Origin of the sequence: Kitasatospora sp. NPDC089509 (assembly GCF_044749365.1) — a bacterium.
Lineage (GTDB): Bacteria > Actinomycetota > Actinomycetes > Streptomycetales > Streptomycetaceae > Kitasatospora.
On the sequence record NZ_JBIVHS010000001.1, the window covers coordinates 810,854 to 827,964 of the forward strand.

Annotated in this window: 15 protein-coding genes; 9 read left to right on the forward strand and 6 right to left on the reverse strand. The window is 73.5% G+C overall.

Going from position 1 to position 17,111, the window contains the following annotated elements:
* Window positions 1–24: 24 nt before the first annotated feature.
* On the forward strand, window positions 25–1,089 hold the full coding sequence (locus ACIP4P_RS03265; protein ID WP_400914185.1) for a M12 family metallopeptidase: 1,065 nt from the start codon (window positions 25–27) through the stop codon (window positions 1,087–1,089).
* A gap of 57 nt (window positions 1,090–1,146) precedes the next feature.
* Here the strand turns inward: ACIP4P_RS03265 and ACIP4P_RS03270 are convergent, their stop codons facing one another.
* Window positions 1,147–2,037 (reverse strand): LLM class flavin-dependent oxidoreductase, encoded by an 891-nt coding sequence (locus ACIP4P_RS03270; protein ID WP_400914188.1) that lies wholly within the window; start codon window positions 2,035–2,037, stop codon window positions 1,147–1,149.
* Between the two features lie 417 nt (window positions 2,038–2,454).
* On the opposite strand from ACIP4P_RS03270, the gene ACIP4P_RS03275 reads away from it, so the two are divergent.
* From ACIP4P_RS03275 to ACIP4P_RS03290, 4 genes are read left to right on the forward strand one after another with little or no spacing between them, the layout of a single operon-like run.
* Window positions 2,455–3,852 carry an NAD(P)/FAD-dependent oxidoreductase gene (locus ACIP4P_RS03275; protein WP_400914190.1) on the forward strand — a complete coding sequence of 466 codons (1,398 nt, stop codon included), beginning with the start codon at window positions 2,455–2,457 and terminating at the stop codon, window positions 3,850–3,852.
* Entirely contained in the window at window positions 3,849–5,267 is a 1,419-nt protein-coding gene (locus tag ACIP4P_RS03280) for an aspartate aminotransferase family protein (RefSeq protein ID WP_400914192.1), read from the forward strand. The genes ACIP4P_RS03275 and ACIP4P_RS03280 overlap by 4 nt, the downstream gene beginning before the upstream one ends.
* Window positions 5,264–5,686, forward strand: a complete 423-nt coding sequence (locus tag ACIP4P_RS03285) for a hypothetical protein (protein WP_400914195.1) — start codon at window positions 5,264–5,266, stop codon at window positions 5,684–5,686. The genes ACIP4P_RS03280 and ACIP4P_RS03285 overlap by 4 nt, the downstream gene beginning before the upstream one ends.
* Window positions 5,683–7,161, forward strand: coding sequence for a GMC family oxidoreductase N-terminal domain-containing protein (locus ACIP4P_RS03290; protein ID WP_400914197.1), 1,479 nt, complete (start codon window positions 5,683–5,685; stop codon window positions 7,159–7,161). Before ACIP4P_RS03285 ends, ACIP4P_RS03290 begins: the two co-directional genes overlap by 4 nt.
* Window positions 7,162–7,170: 9 nt before the next feature.
* Here the strand turns inward: ACIP4P_RS03290 and ACIP4P_RS03295 are convergent, their stop codons facing one another.
* Window positions 7,171–7,866, reverse strand: coding sequence for a type 1 glutamine amidotransferase domain-containing protein (locus ACIP4P_RS03295; protein ID WP_400914198.1), 696 nt, complete (start codon window positions 7,864–7,866; stop codon window positions 7,171–7,173).
* A 98-nt stretch (window positions 7,867–7,964) separates the two neighbouring features.
* On the opposite strand from ACIP4P_RS03295, the gene ACIP4P_RS03300 reads away from it, so the two are divergent.
* The 3 genes from ACIP4P_RS03300 to ACIP4P_RS03310 all read left to right on the forward strand — a co-directional run bounded on the left by ACIP4P_RS03300 (window position 7,965) and on the right by ACIP4P_RS03310 (window position 10,413).
* Window positions 7,965–8,912, forward strand: a complete 948-nt coding sequence (locus ACIP4P_RS03300) for a LysR family transcriptional regulator (protein ID WP_400914200.1) — start codon at window positions 7,965–7,967, stop codon at window positions 8,910–8,912.
* Between the two features lie 99 nt (window positions 8,913–9,011).
* On the forward strand, window positions 9,012–9,599 hold the full coding sequence (locus ACIP4P_RS03305; protein WP_400914201.1) for a TetR family transcriptional regulator: 588 nt from the start codon (window positions 9,012–9,014) through the stop codon (window positions 9,597–9,599).
* Between the two features lie 130 nt (window positions 9,600–9,729).
* Window positions 9,730–10,413, forward strand: a complete 684-nt coding sequence (locus tag ACIP4P_RS03310) for an isochorismatase family protein (RefSeq protein ID WP_400914203.1) — start codon at window positions 9,730–9,732, stop codon at window positions 10,411–10,413.
* Window positions 10,414–10,455: 42 nt separating this feature from the next.
* Here ACIP4P_RS03310 and ACIP4P_RS03315 read toward each other — a convergent pair whose 3' ends face one another.
* Complete coding sequence (locus ACIP4P_RS03315; RefSeq protein WP_400914205.1) at window positions 10,456–11,280, reverse strand: alpha/beta hydrolase family protein; 825 nt, start codon at window positions 11,278–11,280, stop codon at window positions 10,456–10,458.
* 369 nt (window positions 11,281–11,649) lie between these two features.
* Here ACIP4P_RS03315 and ACIP4P_RS03320 point away from each other — a divergent pair, with 369 nt between their 5' ends.
* The gene (locus tag ACIP4P_RS03320) at window positions 11,650–13,038 is read left to right on the forward strand and encodes a hypothetical protein (RefSeq protein WP_400914207.1); all 1,389 of its coding nucleotides are present in this window, start codon (window positions 11,650–11,652) and stop codon (window positions 13,036–13,038) included.
* Window positions 13,039–13,107: 69 nt separating this feature from the next.
* Here ACIP4P_RS03320 and ACIP4P_RS03325 read toward each other — a convergent pair whose 3' ends face one another.
* The 3 genes from ACIP4P_RS03325 to ACIP4P_RS03335 are packed head-to-tail and all read right to left on the reverse strand — an operon-like array spanning window position 13,108 to window position 17,069.
* Window positions 13,108–15,153 carry a dipeptide ABC transporter ATP-binding protein gene (locus ACIP4P_RS03325; RefSeq protein WP_400914209.1) on the reverse strand — a complete coding sequence of 682 codons (2,046 nt, stop codon included), beginning with the start codon at window positions 15,151–15,153 and terminating at the stop codon, window positions 13,108–13,110.
* Window positions 15,154–15,174: 21 nt separating this feature from the next.
* The gene (locus tag ACIP4P_RS03330; protein ID WP_400914211.1) at window positions 15,175–16,125 is read right to left on the reverse strand and encodes an ABC transporter permease; all 951 of its coding nucleotides are present in this window, start codon (window positions 16,123–16,125) and stop codon (window positions 15,175–15,177) included.
* The gene (locus ACIP4P_RS03335) at window positions 16,125–17,069 is read right to left on the reverse strand and encodes an ABC transporter permease (protein ID WP_400914213.1); all 945 of its coding nucleotides are present in this window, start codon (window positions 17,067–17,069) and stop codon (window positions 16,125–16,127) included. Before ACIP4P_RS03335 ends, ACIP4P_RS03330 begins: the two co-directional genes overlap by 1 nt.
* Window positions 17,070–17,111 lie beyond the last annotated feature (42 nt).

Here is a 17,111-nt window from a genome sequence, read left to right on the forward strand (position 1 = left end):
AGAACGAGGGACACCGAACAGCCCATGGCCATCCGCCGATCCGTCACCCTCTCCGCCGTCTCCGCCCTGCTGCTGGCCGCCCTCGCCGGACCGCTCGGTCCGACGGCGGCCGCCGACGACTCCGACCCGGACGCACCGGAGGGCACCGTCACGCTGGAGAGTCTGACCTACCAGGCGCCCGACACCGTCACGGCGGCCGTCTCCTACAGCTGTCTGCCCGACACCGCCACGTCCCTGGTCATCGGCTACGAGGAGGACTTGGACACCGGGGACGAGGCCGCCGGCAGCGCCACCGTCCAGGACCTCATCTGCGACGACACCGTCCAGACCGTGGAGGTCGACATCCCGACCAGCGACGGCGGTCCGGACTTCGAGGAGCCCCTCACCGGCCAGGTCGTCATCACCCTGACCGGGGACGACGAGCCGGTCGTCGAGGACGCGTTCGCCGTCGACGCGTCCGGCCGCCCCCGTGCGCAGGGCCGGGCTCTGGGCCGGGCGGACAAGAAGTACCGCTGGAAGAAGGCGACCATCCCCTACGTGGTCAACTCCAAGCTCAGCAAGGACCAGCAGGCCGACGTCAAGGCCGCGATCGACCACTGGCAGCAGAAGACCCCGATCAGGTTCGTCGCCCGCACCGCCAAGAACGCCAAGTCCTACCCGGACTACGTGGAGTTCCAGCCCAGCCCGGACGGCACCTGCAGCTCCGAGGTCGGCCGCGTCGGCGGACGGCAGACCATCGACATCGTCGACGACGCCTCCTGCGACGCGGTCGAACTGGTCCACGAGATCGGGCACACCGTCGGCCTCTTCCACGAGCAGGCACGTCCCGACCGGGACACCTACATCAAGGTCTCCTTCGACAACATCGAGCCGAAGGACAAGCACAACTTCCAGATGCAGAAGAACGAGAGCACCTTCGGTACGGCCTACGACTACGCGTCGATCATGCACTACGGGACGAAGTCCTACTCCAAGAACGGCAAGGACACCATGACCCCGAAGAAGCCGCTGCCCGCCGGGGTCGTCCTGGGCGAGGCCACCGAGCTGTCCGCCGGCGACATCGCCGGGGTCAAGGCCATGTACAAGTAACCGGGTGCGTGCGCCGGGCCGGGGCCTCGACACGACACCCGGGCCCGGCGGGGTGCGTCACGGACGACCGCCATCGGCGGGCGCAGGGGGTCCGGCCGCGATCCGGGCGCGGACGAGGTCGACCGGGCCGCGGAACCAGCCCAGTTTCTCCACCCACCAGGTGAGGCCGGCCGCCCGGTACGGGGCGATGACCATCGCGTCGGCGTCCTGTCGGAGCCCGGACGTCCGGCCCTCCATGACGACGTCGAACGGCCTTGTCCGGTCGGTCTGTCGGGCCCGGACGTAGGAGACCACGGCGTCCAGGTCGGCAGGGGGCATCATCTGGGTGTGGCCCACCCCGGCCCGGGTGGGGAACACGCCGTCCCACTGCGCGGCCCGGCGCATGGGCCGTCGCGCGGGCCACGTACCGGCGATCCACACCGGGATGCGGGGACGTTGCGGGCTCACCGGCTGGAAGGTGAGGTCGGTGACCGTGAACCAGCGGCCGTGGAAGGTGAACGGCCGGCCCGTCCACAGCCCGTCGAGGACCTGGAGCGCCTCGTCCAGTTTCTCCGCGCGCACCCGTGGGTCCGGGTCCTGGCCCAGCGCCTCGAACTCGGCGGCGGAGGACCCCAGGCCGGCGCCGAAGACCAGCCGGCCGCCGCTGAGGAGGTCCAAGGCGACGGTGGCGCGGGCGACTTCGGCGGGGTTCTTGAGGGCGAGTACGTTCACCATGACGCCGAGTCGCAGGCGCTCGGTGTCGGCGGCGATCGCGGCGAGGGTGGTCCACGAGTCGGTGAGGTGCTCGCCCGGGTGTTCCGCGACCTGGCCGTCCCAGAGGAAGAAGCCGTCCCAGCCGGACCGCTCCGCCAGGACCCCCAGTTCGCGGAGCAGGCGGGGATCCGCGTACTCGCGCCGGTTGGGCAGTCCGACGGCGTAGCGCAGCGGCTGCGGTGGGGTGGCGTCCATCGGTTGCCGCCTTCCTGGTCGCCGTCCTGCACCGGACACATCGCCGTCCTGCACCGGACCCGGCGGGCGCCGACGCGCCCGGTTCCAGCCTCGATGATGTGCGCTGCGCGGCGGCCGGGGCAACCGGAGCCGGGCGGGCGGACGCCGCTCCGCAGGCCGGGAGCCGGACGCGGTGCTACGGTCCACTGGGAGCCCGGATCGCCGACGGCGGTTCCGATGCCCTCCCCGCGTGGCGGCGCCCCCTTCGGCCGGACCGCACGCCACCCTCCCCGACCTCGGTGATCGACCGGGATCCCCCGGCCGCCGCGGCGGGCCGAAGGTCGTCTCCGATGCCGGCGGGCCCGGCCCGCGCCGCCCGTACCTCCGCACTCATCGCCTCCGGACGCAACGGCGCCGGAGGATTCGAAGGGAGCAGCGATGTCCGAGAACAGCGCGGCCCCGGGGCCCTGCGAGGAGGTCCTGGTGATCGGCGGCGGGTTCACCGGCCTGGCCGCCGCCCATGAGCTCGCCCTGGCCGGGGTGCCCTGCCGGGTGCTGGAGCGAGAGCCGTACGTCGGCGGCCTGGCGGGGTCCTTCGAGGTCGGGGGAGCGCGGCTGGAACGTTTCTACCACCACTGGTTCTCCTCCGATCTGGAGGTCCAGGGGCTGTGCGCGGAACTCGGCTGCTCCGACCTCCTCCAGCCGCACCGGACCCGGACCGGCGTCTACTACGCGAACTCGGTGTACCGGTTGTCGAGCCCGTGGGACGTGCTGCGCTTCGCCCCGCTCCCGCTGCCCGACCGGGTCCGGCTGGGCTGGTCCGCGGTCCGGGCCCACCAGGTGAGGAACTGGCGGGATCTGGAGGACCTCACGGCCCGGGAGTGGCTGTTGGAGCTGAGCGGGCCGCAGGTCTACGAGACGGTCTGGCGTCCGCTACTGGAGGGCAAGTTCGGCGAGTACGCGGCCGAGGTCGGCGCCACCTGGATGTGGACCAAGCTCCATCTGCGCGGTGGCAGCCGGTCGCACAGCGGCCGCGAGGTCCTGTACTACCTGCGGGGTGGCTGCGCCGCCCTGCTGGACGCGTGGGTCGCGCGCCTCTCCGACCTGGGCGTCCGGATCTGCACGGGCACCCCGGTACGGCAGGTGCTGACCGACGCCCGCGGGGTGTGCGGGGTCCGCACCGACGGCGGAGTGCTGCCCGCGCGGCGGGTGCTGGCCACCACGGCGCCGGACCTGCTGGCCCGCTTCCTCGCCGACGCCCCCGCCGGACCTTCACCTCACCCGGACGTGCCCGCGGTCCGGCGTCGGCTGTCCGACATCCCGTACCTCGCCAATCTGTGCCTGGTGCTGCAGACCGACCGCTCCCTGTCGGACACCTACTGGCTCAACGTCACCGACCCGTCCTTCCCCTACGTCGGCGTCATCGAGCACACCAACCTGGAGGCGTCCGACGCCTACGCCGGGCGGCACCTGGTCTACCTGTCCGCCTACCTCCCGACCAGCGCCGAGCTGTACCGGATGGACGACGAGGCGGTGTTCGACGCCAGCCTTCCGCACCTGAGCCGGATGTTCCCGCAGTTCCGGCGGGACTGGGTCCGCCGCCACCACGTCTGGCGGGCCGACCACGCCCAGCCGGTCATCACCCCGCACTACTCCGACCGCATTCCCGCGGTGGAGACCGACGTGCCGGGGCTCTACCTGGCCAGCATGGCCCAGGTCTACCCCCAGGACCGGGGCACCAACTACGCCGTGCGGCAGGGGCGGCAGGTCGGCCGGCTGATCGCCGACCGGATCCGCACCGCCCACCGCACCGTCCCTGAGGAGGCGACGCCATGAACTCCCTGATCAGCACCGAGGATTGCGAGCGGATGCCCATCGAGCGGGTGCACGAGCTCTACCGTCGGCACGTCAGTCGGGGGCAGGTGACGCTGCTCTCCGCGTTCGGGTTCGGCCGCGACGTCGTGGAGAGCGCCTCGGGTTGCTGGATCACCCTGCGCGACGGGCGGCGGGTCCTGGACTTCACCGGCGGGATCGGCGTGCTGAACCACGGCCACAACCACCCGCGCATCCTGGCCGCCCGCCGACGCTTCCAGGAGCTGCACCGCATGGAGGTGCACAAGAACTACTTCTCGCCGTACGTCGCCGCGCTCGGGCACAACCTGGCCCAGCTGCTGCCCGCGGACCTCGATGTCAGCTACTTCCCCAACTCGGGCGCGGAGGCCGTCGAGGGCGCCCTCAAGATGGCCTACAAGTACCACCGGGGCCACCGCGGCACCGTCCTGCACTCCGACATCGCCTTCCACGGCAAGCTGCTCGGCGCCGGGAGCCTGACCGCCTCGCCGGAGGTGCACTTCACCTTCCCACGGATCCCCGGCACGGACGCCTTCGCCTTCGACGACCTGGCCTCCCTCGAACTGGCCCTGGAACGGCACACCACGCCCGAGGGCGGCAGCGACGTCTACGCGCTGGTCCTGGAACCCTTCAGCGCCTCCAGCCTGCGCGAGTGCTCGGAGGAGTTCCTGCGCGAGGCGCGCCGGCTGTGCACCGAGCACGACATCGTCCTGATCTTCGACGAGGTCTACACCTCCTGGGGCAAGACCGGTTCGCTCTTCCACTTCATGCGCCACCCCGGTCTGGTCCCGGACGTGGTGACCACCTCCAAGTCCTTCGGCGGCGGCAAGGCGTCCATCTCCGGCTACGTGGCCAGGGAGCCGGTCTTCCGCCGGGCCTACGACTCGCTCCCCGACGCCACCCTGCACAGCACCACCTACTACGGCTTCGGCGAGGAGACGGTCACCGCGCTGGAGGCCGTGGCGATCGCGGTCGAGGACGACTACCCCGCCCGGGCCCGCCACCTCGGCGAGCGGTTGCACCGCGGCCTCACCGCCCTCGCCGCCGACCACCCGCAGCTGATCGCGGAGGTGCGGGGCACCGGTGCCCTCCAGGGCGTCGTCCTGCGGCACGGTCCGGCGGCCCTCGACCACGCGCTGCGGCTGCTGCCGTCCTCCTTCGCGCGCGACCCGCAGGCCGGGGCCAAGCTGGCCACCGCCGCCGTGGTCGCCGCCCTCTACCGCGACCACGGTGTGCTCACCTACTACGGCTCCAACCGGGACCTCCCGCTGATCGCGGCGCCTCCGCTGGTGGCCGAGGACGCCGACCTCGACGTCTTCCTGAAGGCCCTGGACGCGGTCCTGGCCAAGGGGATGCCCCGGCTGCTGGCGGGCCTGGTCCGGGAGAAGGTCACCGCATGAGCGCCCCGGCGGCCCGTACCTCGCGGGAGCACCGCCGCCTGCGGGTCTGGGAACGGCGGGTACGCTCCGCCGGGCTCCCACCGCTCTGGGCGGGCCGCTGCACGGCGCTCGCCGAACCGGCCCGCCAGGCCGCCGCGGTCCGCCACACGGCCGCCACCCTGGCCGCCCTCCCGAAGCCGTACCGCCTGGTGTTCGCCCTGCTCATGCGGGCGCTGCCGATCGCCGCCGTCCTCGCGGCCCCGGCGGGCCGGCTCCGGGGGAGTGCGGGCCGGGCCCGTCCACAACGGGTCGCCGACCGGCTGTCGACGGTGCCCGGCTTCGCCGAACTGCTCAGGGTGAGCCTCGCGCTGGCCCTGCACGGCGCTCTGGACGGTGCCTTGGACGGGCCCTCCACCACGCCGCGGCAGGAGCTCCGATGATCAGGACCGTGCCCACCGTCCGCTGCGACGCCCTGGTGATCGGCTCGGGGGCCGGCGGCAGCACCGCGGCCCTGGAACTCGCCGCCGCGGGCCGGGAGGTGCGCGTCCTGGAGGAGGGCCCGTTCGTCCCCCAGGAGCGGATCACCCGGGCGTCCCCGGCCGAGAACCTGCGCCTGCTCTACCGCCAGGGCGGTCTGCTGCCCATCCACGGCGCGCCCACCATCCCCTTCGGGGAGGGGCGTTGCGTCGGGGGGACCACCGTGGTCAACGGGGGGCTGTTCTGGCGTCCGCCCGAACGCCTGCTGGCGGGCTGGGCGGCCGCCGGCGTCGACGGCTTCGCGGCCCACCACCTCGCCCCGCACCTGGCCGAGGCGGAGCGGCGCCTCGGGGTCGTCGACCAGCCGCCCGGGCCGGGGAACCGCGACTCGGTGCTGCTCGCCGAGGCGGCCGACCGGCTCGGCTGGCGCTGGGCACCGGCCCGCCGGGTGGTCCGGGGCTGCCGGCACGCCAACCGGTGCGTCACCGGCTGCCCCACCGGGGCCAAGCAGAGCATGCTGGTGAGCTACCTGCCCGCCGCCGAGCGGCTCGCGGCGGTCGTCGAGCCCGACACCCGGGTCGTCCGGCTCGAACACGACGGCACCCGGGTCACGGCCGTGCACGCGCTGCGCGACGGCCGACCACTGCGCTATCTCCCGCAGACGGTGTTCCTGGCCGCCGGTCCGATCGGCAGCCCGCTGCTGCTGCGGCGCAGCGCCATCGGCGGGCGCGGACCGGGCCGGGCCATCGCGTTCCACGTCAACTTCCGTACGGTGGCGCGGTTCGACGAGTCCGTCCGGGCCACCGAGGGCACCATCTTCACCGCGCAGCTGCAGGAGTTCGCCGACCGGGGCGTGCGGGTGATGCCCGGCAACCTCACCCCGGGTTCGCTCGCCGCGGCGCTGGCCGCCCACCCCGCCGGGACCGTCGACCGGATGCTGGCCCAGCTGGACCGGATCGCGGTCTACACGACCCAGGTGAGCGTGCGGGGCACCGCCCGGCTGCTGACGGTCCCCGGCCTCGGCGCGGTCCTGCGGCACCGGCTGACCGACGGCGACCGGGACCTGCTCCGCTCCGCCTTCCGGCACACCGCCGACCTCCTGCTGGCGGCCGGCGCGGTCGAGCTGCTGCCGCCCGCACCCGTCGGCCTGACCGGCGCCGCGCAGGCGGCCGACTTCGCGCGGCACGGGCGGCCCGAGAGCTGGGACCTGATCTCCGTCCACGCCATGGCGTCCTGTCGGATGGGCCCGCCCGACCTGGGCGGGGTGTGCGACGCCCAGGGGCGCCCGCACGGCTTCGGCAACCTTCGGCTGTGCGATGCGAGCGTCCTGCCGGGCGCCACCGGGGTCAGCCCGCAGGAGACCATCATGGGCTTCTCCCACCTGCTGACGGCCCGGTACCTGGAGCAGCCCACCGGCCGTGGGCCGGGGGGCCCCTGAGCCCTCGGGTCAGGCCAGCTGCTTGAGCAGCTCGACGGCGACCGGGGCGGAGGAGGCCGGGTTCTGGCCGGTGACCAGGTTGCGGTCGACGACCACGTTCGGCGCCCACGGCTCGCCGACCCGGACGTTCACGCCGGCCTCGGTGAGGCGGTCCTGGAGCAGCCACTTCGCCCGGTCGGCGAAGCCGGCCTGGGTCTCCTCGGCGTTGGTGAAGGCGGCGACGTCGTAGCCGGCGAAGGCGTTGGTCCCGTCGGCGCCGGTGGCGGCCAGCAGCGCGGCCGGGGCGTGGCAGACCACGCCGAGCGGCTTGCCGGACGCCAGGGCGAGGGTGAGGAGGCGGCCGGAGTCGGCGTCGACCGCGAGGTCCTCCATCGGGCCGTGGCCACCGGGGTAGAAGACGGCGGCGTAGTCGCCGAGGTCCACGTCGTCGAGCCGGACGGGCGACCGCAGCTCGCCGAAGCCGGCCAGCGCGTCGGCGATGCGGTCGGCGTTCTCCTGCCCGCCGTTGGCCTCGGGGGCGAGGCTGCCCCGGTCGACGACGGGAACGACACCGCCGGGTGTGGCGACCACGATCTGGTGACCGGCCGCCTTGAAGGCCTGGTACGGGGCGACGGCCTCCTCGGCCCAGAAGCCGGTGGGGTGCTTGGTGCCGTCGGCCAGCGTCCAGTGGTCGGCGCCGGTGACGACGAAGAGGATCTTCGACATGGGGGTACTCCCGAGCGTGCGGATCCCGTACGGGATCGCGGACGGTACGTCGCCGAAGGTAGACGCCTGCCCCATCGGAATCCAATAGGCTCCCGCATGTGAGAGATAGGGATCCTGATGGCCGGGCCGGACCGTCGTCGCCGCAGGGGAACGGCCTGCTCGATCTGAACCTGCTGCGCACCTTCCTCGCGGTGTACCGGGCCGGCGCCTTCACCGCGGGCGCCCGGGTGCTGGGCCTGTCGCAACCGACGGTGACGACGCAGATCCGCTCCCTGGAGGCCCAGCTGGGCCGGGAGCTGTTCGAGCGGCTGTCGCGCGGCGTCGCGCCGACACCGTTCGCCGACGAGCTGGCCGCGCGGGTCATGGAGCCGTTGGACGCCCTCGGCCCGGTCGGCGGCGCCCTCCTCGACGAGGGCGACGCGGAGCCGGTGCACCTGGCCGGGCCCGCCGAGTACCTCAGGCACTGCGTCATGCCGACGCTCGCCCCGCTCGTCGACAAGGGGGTGCGCCTGCGCATCGCCTTCGGCCTCACCGACGACCTGCTCGACGGACTGCGGGCGGGCCGGCACGACCTGGTGGTGGCCACGTTGCGCCCGCGGGGGCGCGCGCTCGCGTCCGTGCCGCTGGCCGACGAGGAGTTCGTCCTGGTCGCCGCGCCCGCATGGGCCGAACGGATCGGATCCCGCCTCGCGACCGAGGGGCCCACGGTCCTGCACGCGGTGCCGCTCGTCTCGTACGCCGAGGACCTGCCGATCGTCCGGCGCTACTGGCGCCACGTCTTCGGTCGGCGGCTGACCTGCCGTCCGGCCGTCACCGTCCCCGACCTCGGCGCGGTCAAGGAGGCGGTCGTCGGCGGTGCCGGGTACAGCGTGCTGCCGCGCTACCTCTGCGCCGCCGAACTGGCCGCGGGCACCCTGGTCCTGCTCGACGAGCCGGAGGACCCGCCGATCAACACCGGCTTCCTGGTCCAGCGCCCGGGATCGTCCACGAACCCCCATGTCACGCTGGTGCGCGACCACCTGCTGCGCACCGCCCACGAGGCCTGAGCACTGCGGCAGCCGGTCACGATCCCGACCGGGCGGGCTCCGGGGCCGCCCGGCGGACCGGGATCCAACCGGCGGGTTGGGACTTCCTATGCTGGTCGTATGGCATGGGACACCGCGAAGACCAAGAGGCTGCTGCTGGACGCGGCCGTGGACGAGTTCGCCGCGCACGGGCCCGAGGGGGCGAGGATCGACCGCATCGCGGCCGCGGCCGGGGTCAACAAGGAGCGGATCTACCCCTACTTCGGGGGCAAGACCCGGTTGTTCGAGGCGGTGGTCCAGCGGGAGCTGGAGCAGCTGGCCGCCGCGGTGCCGATGGCGGAGGCGGACGGGCGGGCGGTGGAGCTCCCGGAGTACGCCGGGCGGGTGTTCGACTACCACCTCGCCCATCCGCACCTGCTGCGCCTGCTGCAGTGGGAGGCGCTGTGCGGCGACGCCGCTGCTCCGGCTGCGGGTGAGGAACAGCGAACGGCGTACTACGCGGGGAAGGTCGAGGCGGTCGCCCGTGCGCGGGGGGAGGGGGCGGGCGCGATGCGGCCGGAGGACCTGCTGTACGCCGTGGTGGCGTTGGCGGGCTGGCAGTTCGCCGCGCCGCAGCTGGCCCGGATGATCCTCGGTGGGGCGGCGGTGGCGGATCCGGCGGCCCGGCGTGCGGCTGTGGTGGAGATGGTGCGCAGGCTCGCTTCCTGAATCGACCTTCCTGAATCGACTCGGGCCCCATTTCCAACTGGTGAGTTGGAAATGGGGTCGCTTCCGGCTAGTGTCCAACTCGTCAGTTGGAAATCCTTCCGTGAACCGCAGGGAGCCGACCATGCCGGTCATGTCCGCACGCCCCGATGCCGCACGCCCCGATGCCGCACGCTCCGACGCCGCCCTCGTCCTGATCGAGTTCCAGCGCGAGTGGCTCGACCCCGAGCACGGCCGCCTCAACCACCTCGTCGAGGACCGCGGCCTGCTCGACACCGCCGTCCGCGGCGCGGCCGCGGCGCTGGCCGCCGCCCGTGCGCACGGCGTGCCCGTCGTGCACGTGCCGCTGGTGCTCACCCCCGGTGCGCCCGAGCTGGCGAGCTGGACCCCGGCGCGGCTCGGCCTGCGCGCGGCGATCCCGAAGGCCGGCACCTGGATCGAGGGCAGCGCCGGCGTCGAGTTCGCCGAGGCGTTCCGGCCCGCCCCCGGCGAACCGGTCGTACGCGGCCGGGCCGGGGCGAGCGCCTTCGCCGGCTCCTCCGACTTCGACCTGATCCTGCGCCGGCTCGGCGTCACCGACCTCTACCTGGCCGGCTTCGCCACCCACGTGTGCGTCGAATCCACCCTGCGCGAGGCCCATGACCGCGGCTACACCGCCCACGTCGTCCACGACGCCTGCGCGGCCTTCACCCGGGGCCAGCAGGAGTACGTCCGCGAGCACGTGATCCACCACTTCGGGGCCGAGACCGACGCCGCCGCCTTCGCCGCCTTCGCCGCTTCGCTGCGCACCGCGGCAGGGGCCGCCGAACTCCGTTGAGGCGCCTGTCGCCTGGCTGTCGCCTGTCGTCTTGCCGACGCCTCACGCCGGGGTGGTGTCGGGGGGCAGCAGGCGTGCCAACTCCCGGGCCGTCCGGGCCCAGGCGGGGGTGGCGGGGTCGATGACGTCGAAGTGGTCGGCGCCGGGGAGCTCCAGCAGGAGGGCCTCCGCTCCGGCGGCTTCGGCGTAGCGGCGGCTCAGTTCCGGGGGCACGTGCGGGTCGGCGCTGCCGTGCACGATCAACTGCGGTACGCCGAGCGGGAGCAGGGTCATCGGGTCGGCCCGCCGGTACACCTCCGGGCGTTCGGTCGGCCCGCCGCCGAGCAGTTCGGCCACCGCCCCGTCGCTCAGGCCCAGTCGTGCGGCCAGGCCGAGATCGCAGACGCCGGCCAGCGACACCACCGCCGCCGGCCGGACGGCCCCGGACAGTGCGGCGGCCCAGAGGGCGAGTTGGCCCCCGGCCGAGTGGCCGATCAGGGCGACCCGGGCGGGGTCGACCGCCCCGCCGTCGAGGTCGGGGAGGGCGTCCAGTGCGGTGGCGACGTCCTCGAAGGTGCCCGGCCAGCCGCCGCCGGGCAGGCCGGTGCGCCGGTACTCGACGTTCCAGACCGCGTAGCCGCGGGCCTGGAGGTCGGCCGCGAGCAGGTGCATCAGGTCGAGGCGGTAGCGGGCCCGCCAGTAGCCGCCGTGCAGCAGCACCGCTGCCGCGCCGTCGCCGCCGGGCCAGTACTCGCCGTACTGCTCCGGCGCGGGGCCGTACCGGACGATCTTGAAGGATCCCGGCGGGCTGTCGGTCAGCCGGGCCAGTTCCGGCGGGTAGGCCTGTGGCGGGGAGGTCTGTGGCGGTGCCTTGTCCGTCGTCGTCATCGGGGCGGTCCATCCGTGAAGTCCGTGAAGTCCGTGATGTTTGTGAAGTCCGTGATGCTCGCGGTGTCCGGGAGGCGCGGGTGCCGGTGGTGCACGAACGTGACCCTGCCCGGTCCGAACGGCCCGGCACCCGTGATGTTCCGCACAGTCAAGCCAACCACCGCCTCAGCCGGGCTGGTTGGCGGACTCGCGGGTCCGTTCGATCGCGGCCCCGACGAGACGCGCGAGGCCGCCCGCCGGCAGACCCCGACCGCCGGGAACCCCCGCGCGCCGGGGCCCCGGGGCGGGTAGTGTCCCGCGCGGGGCGACCGGGCGGGAGCCGGTGACGTCCCGTGAGGACGGGGGCGAACCGTGAACCGGGAGGGGACGATGGGACGTCACGAGCTGGAGCCGGAGCTGGCCGTGCTGGTACGGACGGCGTTCGCGGAGGCGGGGACCGAGGTGACCCTGCACGGGGACGTCGCCCGGGACGCCCACGGGCGCGACTACGGGCTCGGCGGTCTGCTGGAACTGGTGGCGCGGCGGTCGGACGTCCCGCTGGGGCTGCTGGTCCGCAGCCATGTCCTGGACCTGGTGGCCGCCGTCCAGGGCCGGGCCGCCGACGACCCCGGCTCGCCGGAGGAGGAGGCCGCCCGGCTCCATCCGCTGCTGCTGGCCGCCGCCGACCTGGCCGACCCCGCGCAGCACCCGCACGCGCGCGAAGTCGCGCCCGGGATCCTGGAGTTCCTCGCGCTGGAGTCGCCGCTCGGCTGGCAGGTGCTGACCGCCGCCGCCGTCGCCGAACTCGGGGACGTGCCGTCGCTGCGCCGGGACGCGCGGGCCCGGCTCGCCCGGCTGTCGGTCGAGCAGCACCAGGTCCGGCCGGCCGGGCAGGGCGGCAACCTCCATGTGGTCACCGGGAATTCGGCGCTGACCGGGAGCCGGGTGCTCGCCCTGGACGCCGTCCACCGGGAGCTGACCGGGCGGGAACTGCCGCCGGACGGCGCGGTGGTGGCCTTCCCCACGCCGTTCTGCCTGCTGTTCGCGCCCTTCGACGTCCGGGTGCCGGAGGTGTTCCAGGACCTGATCGAGACGGCGGTCCGGGAGTACGAGGCCTCCGGCGCGCCACTGTCCCCGCACAGCTACTGGTGGCGGGGCGGCGAGTTGACCCCGCTCACCGCGGTGGCGGAGGGCGGACTGCTGGAGCTGGTGGACGCGGACGCGGTGATCGCCGCGGTCACCCGGCTGGCCGACGGGGGCGGGGAGGTGTCCGGGAAGCGCCCGCACCACTACGGCTTCGCGCACCGGGTGCTGCCCTCGCTCACCCACCTGGGGTCGGTGCCGGGGGAGCGGATCGGCGCCGAACTGGTGCGGCTCTGGGAGGAGTTCGGCGCGACGCTGCCCGCGGACCAGCGGTTGGCGCCGGACGGCCTCCAGGGCGGGTTCGTCCAGGCCGACTTCGTCCAGGCCCGGGGGCACCGGCTGCTCATGGTCGCGCTCCCGGCGCCCCGGGCGGTCCCGGAGGCCTTCGCGGTCGTGCTGGCCTGGCCGGGCGACGGCTCCGCGCAGCGGGCCTTCACCCTGGAGTACGCGGTGGACCCGATCACCGGCGAGCGCGGGGCGGTGCTGGGCGAGTGGGAGACGGCCGGCCGGCGCCGGATGCACCGGATGGGCATGACCGCGGAGGCCCGTCCCTTCCTCCAGGCCGTGGTGGCCCTGCTCGACCCGCCGCCCGCGCCGCCGGCGAAGCCGAAGCGGCGCGGCCTGTTCCGGCGCTGAGCCCGGCCCGCGCCACCGGCCGCCGGCCGCCGCCTCGACGGTCGGCGACCGGTGGCCGGTGGCCCGGGGTCAGCTTCCCGGCGCGGGCCGCAGCGGGAAGTGGCAGGCGGCCAGGTGGTCGTCCGGCCCGAAGGCGGTGAGCGGCGGCTCGGCCTCCGCGCAGATCTGCTGCGCCGCCGGGCAGCGGGTGCGGAAGCGGCAGCCGGACGGCGGGTCGATCGCCGAGGGCAGCTCCCCGGCGACGCCCCGGCTGCTCTTGGCCCGCTCCACCACCGGGTCGGCCACCGGGACGGTGTCCAGCAGGCCGCGGGTGTAGTGGTGCACCGGCCGGGCGTACACCGACGGCGCCGGCCCGATCTCCACCAGCTTGCCCAGGTACATCACGCCGATCCGGTCGGAGAGGTAGCGGACCACCGACAGGTCGTGCGAGATGAACAGGTAGGACAGCCCGAGCTCGCCCTGGAGGTCGCGCATCAGGTTGAGCACCTGCGACTGGATCGACACGTCCAGTGCCGAGACGGGTTCGTCGGCGACGATCAGTCGCGGGCTCAGCGTCAACGCGCGGGCCAGGCCGATGCGTTGGCGCTGGCCGCCGGAGAACTCGTGCGGGTAGCGCTCCAGCGCGCTGAGCGGCAGGCCGACCAGGTCGAAGATCTCCCGGATCCGCCGGTCCCGGTCGGCCTGGCCGTCGACCCGGTGGATGTCCAGGGGTTCGCGCATGATCGACTGGACCGGCATCCGGGGGTTCATGGCCGCGTAGGAGTCCTGGAACATCAACTGGACGTCGCGGCGCAGTCGGCGCCGCTCGGCCCGGGGCACCAGGGTGAGGTCCCGGCCGTCGAACACCAGGCTGCCGCTGGTGGGCCGCTCCAGGCCGACGATGAGTTTGCCGACGGTGGTCTTGCCGCAGCCGGACTCGCCGACCAGACCGAGAGTCTCCCCCCGGCGGACGGTCAGCGAGAGGCCGGCCACGGCGCTGACCGCGCCCACCGTCCGGCGCAGGACCAGGCCGCTGGTCACCGTGTACTCCTTGACCAGGTCGTCCACGCGCAACAGCGGCTCGGCGGGCGCCGCGTCGGCCACCGCCGGCTCCGCCGCGTCCTTCAGCAGCGCCACGGCGACCGGGTGCCCGGCGGTCCCGCTCCCCGCCCCGTCGACCGGGAAGTGGCAGGCGTAGCGGTGGTCCGGGCTCTCCCCGGCGAGCGGCGGCTCCTGGGCGTGGCACAGCTCCGTGGCGTAGCGGCAGCGGGAGGCGAACCGGCAGCCGGGCGGGGGAGCGGTGAGGTCCGGCGGCAGGCCGGGGATCGAGTAGAGCCGTTCGCCGGACTGGGCGAAACGTTCCGGCAGGGAGTCGAACAGCGCCTCGGTGTACGGGTGCCGGGGGCTGCCGTAGAGCTCCTCGGTGCCGGTGGTCTCGACGACCTTCCCGGCGTACATGACGGCGATCCGGTCGGCCCGTCCGGCGATCACGCCCAGGTCGTGGGTGACCAGGATGACGGCCATGCCGAGCTGTTCCTTGAGGTGGTCGATGAGTTCGAGGATCTGCTTCTGGACGGTCACGTCGAGGGCGGTGGTCGGTTCGTCGGCGATGAGCAGCTTGGGCTCGTTGGCCAGGGCCATCGCGATCATGGCCCGTTGGCGCATGCCGCCGGACAGTTCGTGCGGGTAGACCAGCGCCCGCCGGGCCGGGCTGGGCATCCCCACCAGCGAGAGCACCTCGACGGCGCGCTCGTGCGCCTCCTTCCGGGAGGCCCGGCGGTGGATGCGGACGGACTCGGAGATCTGCCGGCCGATGGTCATCGTCGGGTTGAGCGAGGTGGTCGGGTCCTGGAAGATCATCCCGATGTCGTTGCCGCGCACCCGGTCCATCCCGTCCGGCCCGAGCGCGAGCAGGTCCCGGCCGTCGAGCCGGACGCTGCCGCCGACCACGCTGCCGCCGTTCGGCAGCAGTTGCATGATCGACATGGCGGTCATGGTCTTGCCGCAGCCCGACTCGCCGACGATGCCGAGGGTCTCACCCGCGTCCACCGCGAGGTCGACGCCGTCCAGGGCGTGCACCACCGAGCGCTTCAGCCGGATCTCGGTGCGCAGGCCGGTCACTTCGAGGAGTGCCACTGCCGAACCTCCGTCACTTGGTCACCGCTTCTGGAGCCGGGTCTCGAAGGCGTCGCGCAGGGCGTCGCCGATCACGTTGAAGCACAGGATGATCAGGATGATCACGGCGGCGGGCGGATAGATCATCCACCAGAAGCCCTGGCCCGCGTAGTTGGTGCCGACGTCGAGCATGCCGCCCAGGTCGTTGTCGGGCGCCTGGAGGCCCAGGCCGATGTAGCTGAGCGTGGACAGGGCGAAGACCGCGTCGGCGATCGAGAACGTGGTGTTGACGATCGTGGTCCCGATGGTGTTGGGCAGGATGTGCTTCAGCACGATCCGTCGCCCGCCCGCGCCCATCATCCGGGACGCGGCGACGTAGTCCCGGACCTTGATCGCCAGCGCCTCGCCGCGGACCAGGCGGGTGATGCCGAACCAGGAGGTCAGACCGACCTCCAGGATCAGCATGGTCTTGCTCTTGCCGTAGACGCTGCTGAGGTAGATCAGCAGGAAGATCAGCGGGAAGGACATGAAGGAGTCGATCACCCGCATCATCAACGCGTCGAGCCAGCCGCCCAGATAGCCCGCGACCGCGCCGTACAGCGCGCCGATGACGGCGGCGATCAGCCCGGCGGCGAGGCCGATCTCCAGACTGGTCTGGCCGCCGGCCATCACCTTGCCGAGCTCGTCGAGCCCGTCGTTGTCCGTGCCGAGCGGATGCCCGGCGCCCGGGGGCAGGGTGACGGCGGAGAGGTCCACCACCGAGGTGTCGGAGTGGTAGAACAGCGGGCCCAGGAAGCAGAACGCGATGATCGCGACCAGGACGCCGACGGAGACCAGGGCGAGCCGGTTCTCGGCGAAGACCTCCGCGCCGCGGCGGAACATCGAGCGCGGCCGCCCGGCCGGTTCCCCGCCCGGGGCGGCGGGGCGGCCCGGGGGCGGGCCGGCCGAGGCGTCGGAGGGCGGGCCGGGCGTGGTGTCGGGTGCGGTGGCCATCAGGTGAACCTCACTCGTGGGTCCAGCACGGCGTAGCCGAGGTCGGCCAGCAGTGAACCGACCACGGTGGTCACCGCGGTGAGCAGGGTGGCGGCCAGCGTGATGCCGTAGTCGCTCTGCAGGGCGGCCCGGGTGGTCAGCAGGCCGATGCCCTGGATGTTGAAGACGTACTCGACGATCAGCGCGCCGCCGACCAGCGCGGGCATCGAGAGGCCGACCAGGGTGACCATCGGGATCAGGGCGTTGCGCAGCACGTGGCCGTACAGGGTGCGACGCCGGGAGGCGCCCTTGGCCTGGGCGGACCGCACATAGTCCTGGGTGATCTGGTCCAGCACCCCGGAGCGCATGTAGCGGCTGTAGCCGGCCACGGTGGTGATGGTCAGGGTGAGGATCGGCAGGCAGACGGCCTGCGGGTGGGTCAGCGCCTCGCCGAAGGTGGCCACCTGGTTCTGCACCGACACCCACCGCAGGTCGTCCTCGAACCACTGCTGGATCAGGAAGCCGAGGAAGAAGGTCGGCACGCCGTAGGCGACGAAGGAGAACACCGTGAAGGCGTGGTCCAGCCCGCTGTTGCGCCGGGTGGCCTGGAGCAGGCCCGCCGGCACCGAGATCAGCAGCGCCAGCAGCAGCGAGGCGCCGACGATGTAGGCGGAGGCGCCGAGGGCGTTGAACAGCAGGTCGGAGATCGGGCGCTGCTGGATGTAGTCGAAGCCTAGGTCGCCGTGGAGCAGGCCGTCCAGCCAGGTCCAGTACTGCACGTAGACGGGGCGGTCCAGGCCCATCTGGTGGGTGAGGTGGGCGATGTTGGCCGGGGTGGCGTGGGAGCCGAGGATCGCCCGGACCGGGCCGCCCGGCATCAGCTGCATCAGGCCGAAGGAGATGACCGTGACCAGCAGCACCGTCACGAGGGCCTGGAACAGCCGGCGGATGAGGTAGGCGGTCACCGCCGCCCCCCGGAGGGGGCCGCGGTGCGCTCGGGAGTGGCC